The following is a 3,282-nucleotide window of genomic DNA, read 5'->3' on the forward strand; positions in this document are numbered from 1 at the left end:
CGAGCGGCCGCCCGGTGATCCTGGTTTCGGAAAACGACGCAGAAGCCGCCCTGACGGTGATCGAGCATGATATCGGCTGGGTGGTCCAACCCGGCAGCGCGGGCAAGCTGGCCGAAACCGTCAAGCGCGCGGCGGCGTCGATCGACCCGCAGCGCGCCGAACGCGCTGTCGAAATTTCCAGGCGCTTTGACTATGAGCGCGCGATGACCGAATATTGCAACGTAATTCGGGATCTTGCTGCAAGAGAGGCGGACTAGCCGCGCTGCGAGCCGGCGAAGCGATGCATCAGAAACGCCGTTGCGCCGCCGCCGGCCACGAGAAGCAGGCTTGCGGCGACGGTCGATGAAGCGATGACCGAGGCGATCGCCAACGCAGCCAGCAGCAAATTCAGCGCAAATACCTCGCTCACCACCCGCTGCACCGCAAATCCGTTGTCGGTCGCACGCTGATAATAATGTGTGCGATGGGCGGTCCAGAACGGTTCGCCCCTGGCGATCCGGCGCATCAGCGTGATGGTCGCGTCGGCGAGATAGTAGAGCGGCAGCAGGAGCGCGGCCACCACTTGCTGATGGTACGCCAGTTGAAGCAAGCACCAGCCAGTAATGAGGCCGATCGGCAGGCTTCCGACGTCGCCCAAGAAAATCCGGGCAACCGGCCGATTGAACGGCGCAAACCCCAGCATCGCACCCAACAAAGCTGCGGCAGAAATAGTCGTGGCTTGGGGAAGCTCATCTAGCAAGCCCAGCAGAACGAGCGCGCTGGTAATGGGCACTATCTCGGCGACCGTCATCAGGTCCAGGCCGTCCATAAAGTTGACGAGGTTAACGAACCAAAGGCCAGCGATCAACAAGATGGTCCGTTCAAGCCAGTACGGACATGACGGAAAGATCCTCAGTTCTTCCGGTGCCGCAAGTACAACAGCTGCAACCGCCAGGCCCTGCAGCAATAGTCGAGGCAGCACCGGAATCGAATTGATGTCATCTATGAAGCCGACCGCCGTCATGAACAGCGTTGCGGCAAATACGGTAACGGGAAGCGATGCGCCTGATCCTCCGGCGAGCATTATTGCTGCCGTGGCCGACGAAAGCGTGGCCGTGACAACCGCTATGCCGCCTCCCTGGGGTGTAGGTTCGCTATGGGATGAGCGTGCCGTGGGTTTGGCCAGCGCGACCTGCAAGAGCATAGGCCGAAGGGCCCGCGTGAGGAGAGCGCACAGCAGCACCGCGGGCGCGGTCGCTGCAAGTAAGAGTAATAGTCGCGAATTGGCCATTCTATCTTCGCAGTAAGGGAAATTCCTTAAGTCAGTTGGGCACGGCGATCGGGGCCGCACCCTTTGCCGCCTTCTCCGCGCTGAAGATCCAGACCAGGCCGCCGATCGCGCCGACCAGGAACGAGACCGCGCCGAACAGCAGCGAAACGTTGACGCCTTCGTTGGCGACGAGCCCGGCGTAGCCGAACGCGAGGCCCATGCTGGCTTCTCGGACTCCCCAGCCGGCGATCGAGATCGGTACCATGGTGATCAGCATGACCGGCGGCACCAGCTGAAACACCTGCTCGAACAGCACGGGAGCGGCAATCGAGCGCACCACGCACCAGGCGATCACCACGGTGAGTATATGGACCAGGAACGACAGCGCTGCGACCTTGGGGCCGCGGTCGCGGCTGAAGATCACGCGATTGGCGATGACGGCGCAGGCGTGCAGATGGTGGGTAGCCCACCAGTTCTTCAGCCAGGGCCATCTGAGCCGGCCGAACAGCAGAAAGCCGAGGCCGCCGGCCAATGCCGCGAAATCGACGAACAGCAATGCAGTGCGACCGTTCGGATCCGAAATCAGCCGGTAGCTCCAGGGCAGGCTCGCCACAATCACGATGGCGAGCGCGATCAGACCGACCGCGCGGTCCACAAAAATAGAATAGGTGGCGGCGCGCCAGCCGACGCCGGTGCGTGCGACCAGCCACAACCGAACCGCATCGCCGCCGATCGAGGAGGGTAGCGTTTGATTGAAGAAGGTGCCGATCACGTTGTAGCGCGTTGCCTGCGCCAGGCGGAGCGGGGCGCCGCACTCGGCGCTGATCTCGCGCCATCGCAGCACCCCGATGAAGATCTGCAGGAACGTCACCGCGATCGCGAGCCCGATCCAACCGAGGCTTGCGACGGTGAAGCGCGAGGCGAACTCGTGAAAATCGACCTTGCGCAGCGCCAGATACAAAAGGCCCGCGGAAACCAGTATCTTCAGCGAGGAAATCACAATCCGGCGCATCGAAGGTGGCAGCAATCGGTTCGAGGAAGTCAAAACGCGGACCGTGGCGGTCTGCGCTGAATGCGCCTGCCTTGGTATGTTTTCGTAACCGTTCTGGCAATAGCCGGCCGACGCCTATTGCGGGGTGCGCCGCGCGGCAGGTAAAGAGGCCGCTGCGGGCGGCTTGAGGTGCCAATCGGGGACTTGATGTCAGATCGGACGATATTCGTAACGGGCGCGGCGGGCTTCATCGGGTTCCACGTCGCCCGCGCGTTGCTGGCCGCCGGGCGGCAGGTCGTCGGGCTCGACAATCTCAACAGCTATTACGATCCTTCGCTGAAGCAGGCGCGCCTCGATCTGCTGCGTGCGAGCGACGGCTTCGAATTCGCGCATGCCGATCTCGCCGACCGCAAGGCGATCGCGGATTTGTTCGCCGAACGTCGTTTCCCGACCGTTATTCACCTGGCAGCGCAGGCCGGCGTGCGGCATTCCATCGATCATCCCAATGACTATGCCGACGCCAATCTCGAAGGGTTCGTCAACATCCTCGAGGGCTGCCGGCACAACGGTTGTGGCCATTTGATCTATGCCTCGTCGTCGTCGGTCTACGGTGCCAATACCAAGCTGCCGTTTGCGGTCGGCGACCCGACCGATCGTCCGGTCAGTCTCTACGCCGCGACCAAGAAGGCCAACGAGCTGATGGCTTATTCCTACAGCCACCTCTACCGCCTGCCGGTGACGGGGCTGCGCTTCTTTACGGTTTACGGCCCGTGGGGGCGTCCCGACATGGCGATGTTCCTGTTTACCAAGGCGATCGTCGAGGGCAGGCCCATCAGGCTGTTCAATCATGGCCGGATGCGGCGGGATTTTACCTATATCGACGATGTCACCAGCGCGGTATTGCGTCTGACCGAGCGGATCCCCGGATCGGGCGGGCCGGATGGCGAGCCGCCGGCGCGAATTTACAATGTTGGCAATAATCGCCCGGAAGAGCTTTCCCGCGTGGTAACCCTTCTGGAGCAGCAGTTGGGCCGCACCGCCC

The 3,282-nt window shown here is 62.4% G+C and carries 4 protein-coding genes; 2 read left to right on the forward strand and 2 right to left on the reverse strand.

What is annotated here, in order from left to right; genetic code table 11:
- On the forward strand, positions 1-257 hold a 257-nt coding region (locus tag K1X74_23510; GenBank protein ID MBX7169320.1), incomplete at its 5' end, for a hypothetical protein.
- Here the strand turns inward: K1X74_23510 and K1X74_23515 are convergent.
- Together K1X74_23515 and K1X74_23520 are read right to left on the reverse strand one after the other, a co-directional pair.
- On the reverse strand, positions 254-1,063 hold the full coding sequence (locus K1X74_23515; protein MBX7169321.1) for a hypothetical protein: 810 nt from the start codon (positions 1,061-1,063) through the stop codon (positions 254-256). The two genes, K1X74_23510 and K1X74_23515, sit on opposite strands and share 4 nt — an antisense overlap.
- 238 nt (positions 1,064-1,301) lie before the next feature.
- Positions 1,302-2,249: a flippase-like domain-containing protein gene (locus K1X74_23520; protein MBX7169322.1), complete on the reverse strand. Its 948-nt coding sequence runs from the start codon at positions 2,247-2,249 to the stop codon at positions 1,302-1,304.
- Between the two features lie 198 nt (positions 2,250-2,447).
- Between K1X74_23520 and K1X74_23525 the strand changes: the two genes are divergently transcribed.
- Positions 2,448-3,282, forward strand: an 835-nt coding sequence (locus K1X74_23525; protein ID MBX7169323.1) for an SDR family NAD(P)-dependent oxidoreductase, incomplete at its 3' end; no start/stop codon positions are given.

The organism is Pirellulales bacterium, from assembly GCA_019694435.1.
GTDB lineage: Bacteria > Planctomycetota > Planctomycetia > Pirellulales > JAEUIK01 > JAIBBZ01.

Excerpts from the sequence above, each read along its gene's own strand:
- K1X74_23515 (MBX7169321.1), bottom strand. The coding sequence starts at position 1,063 with ATGCTCGCCGGAGGATCAGGCGCATCGCTTCCCGTTACCGTATTTGCC.